Consider the following 1,963-nt stretch of genomic DNA (forward strand, 5'->3'; position numbering starts at 1 on the left):
CAGGGCTTGGGGAGTTATCTTATGGAAAATCTAATCAAAGAGGCAACTCAGCCTCTTTATCTCGAATGTATGGGTTGGCTGACGGCATTTTACAACCGTTTCGGTTTTGTGTCAGTATCCTGGCAAGACTTACCCAAATCCCTGAAATTTAAGTTTGGCTTATCCAAACTAGCCACTACACTATTCCGTATTCCTCTATCCATTATGACCTACCAACGAAAGGATGAAGGTTAGTGGACAGTATCAAAAAGTATTACTAAGTCTAGCCAATAATCCCTTGAATTGCTAGAATCGAGTCATGACATTAGTACCACGACCTAAGGCGGTCGAACTTACGGGACTTTCGGAAAACACCCTCAAGGGGTGACAACAAAGCTCAAACCTAGGCAGGTGTTAGGTTTTAGGTTTTAGGTTTTGGGAAAATTACAGCGACTCGTGTTGTTGTATTTCCCAGCAGTTGAAGCAATTTTCACCAATCCAACTGCATAGATAGTTTTAATCAACTACTACGCCATGACGATGTTCCCTAACACCTAACCCCTAAAACCTAACCCCTGTAAGATTTTCAATTAGCTTGTCACCCCGTGAGGAAAACACCCTAAGGAAGTATGCAGACAATGGCACCATCAAGTGCGAACGAACCCCAAGCGGTTACAGAATGTTTGATACAGTTAGTCTTGCCACTTTGGGTAGACGACAATCATCCAAACCAGCCACGATCTGTTACTGCCTCCTCAGCAGCCAAAAACAGAAAGACGACCTGGCCAGACAAATCGCTTACATGCATTCCCTCTTCCCGGAAGCGGAAATCATCAAAGACGTCGGCTGTTGACTCAACTACAAAAGGAAAGGGCTTCGAGCCATATTGGAGCGACTTATGCAAGGAGGTCAGCTCACAATTGTTGTTGCCTGTAGAGACAGACTCACCCGATTCGGTTTTAAACTTTTTGAATACTTGGTTAGAAGTTACCGTAAGAGTAGTGCAGCCTTTATAGTTGGTAAATTATGCAGCATAGGGTCTTGGTTTTGTAGTAAGGCTGCACTACTCTAAGGTTTCATCTCCGGTCGGTCTCAACGGTGGAAAAATCATGGGATCCGACCAACCTGAAAGCTGTCGAGGATCAGAACTCACCGCAGATATTCTCTCCATCATTCACGTCTTATCGCGGCCTCTCCACGGACTCCGAAAGTACGGTAAGAAAATCAAAGAAGATTCGAGTGTTCCTAAGTCCTGAACAGAGATTGATGATTCGCCAGTGGTTTGGAGTGTCCCGTTATGTGTTCAACAAGACCGTCAAAATCCTTCAGGATAGCGAAGTTAAAGCTAACTGGAAAGCTATCAAGACCGGTATATTGAACGACCTCCCCGAGGGTGCAAAGCAGTACCTTATCAGATTAAGTCTATAGCGATAAGCGATAAAGGATGCTTGCACTGCTGTTCGGGAGGCCAAGAAAAAGTACAAAAAGACTTCGGAAATTAATCGAGTTAAATTCAGATCTCGCAAAAACCCCATCCAGTCTTGTTACATCCCAAAGTCAGCAGTTTCTGCTGCGGGGATTTATCACACAAAACTAGGAGAGATATCCTACTCCGAGAGTCTCCCCGACGATATTTGTGACTGCCGACTAACCAGTAATACTAAATCCGGTTGTCATACCCCCCTTAAAAAAAACTTAAATAGAAGCTAGCCAATGATAGAAAGTTAAATTTCTAATTTCTTCCTTCATTTCACTCAAAACATTACAACGTTTTGCTAACAATTATTCGATTTCATCAATCGTCTCAAAACAATTATTTACTAAAGGTTCATCCCCTAATTTACACAGTCTTTCGGCGGGTTGTAATTCTGGAGAGTATGGAGGCAAAAACTCGACTTGAATTCCTAAAGGAGTTTCTCCCTGTCTTGATGCAATAGCGAGTGGGGGAAACCACGGCAGTCGCTCATGGGGGAGACCCCCAAGA

2 protein-coding genes and 3 pseudogenes are annotated in these 1,963 nt (G+C 43.6%); 4 read left to right on the forward strand and 1 reads right to left on the reverse strand.

Annotated features, from left to right (window positions below; translation table 11 throughout):
* The 4 genes and pseudogenes from F6K49_RS44390 to F6K49_RS44405 form a co-directional block, all read left to right on the forward strand.
* Positions 1-234: pseudogene (locus F6K49_RS44390) on the forward strand (GNAT family N-acetyltransferase); the annotation flags it as partial.
* Between the two features lie 340 nt (positions 235-574).
* Entirely contained in the window at positions 575-832 is a 258-nt protein-coding gene (locus F6K49_RS44395) for a resolvase (protein ID WP_293074372.1), read from the forward strand.
* A 256-nt stretch (positions 833-1,088) separates the two neighbouring features.
* Positions 1,089-1,235 (forward strand): hypothetical protein, encoded by a 147-nt coding sequence (locus tag F6K49_RS44400; RefSeq protein ID WP_293074386.1) that lies wholly within the window; start codon positions 1,089-1,091, stop codon positions 1,233-1,235.
* Positions 1,236-1,245: 10 nt separating this feature from the next.
* A pseudogene (locus F6K49_RS44405) lies at positions 1,246-1,635 on the forward strand (RNA-guided endonuclease TnpB family protein); the annotation flags it as partial.
* A gap of 126 nt (positions 1,636-1,761) precedes the next feature.
* Here the strand turns inward: F6K49_RS44405 and F6K49_RS44410 are convergent.
* Positions 1,762-1,963: pseudogene (locus F6K49_RS44410) on the reverse strand (hypothetical protein); the annotation flags it as partial.

Source organism: Moorena sp. SIO3I6, from assembly GCF_010672095.1.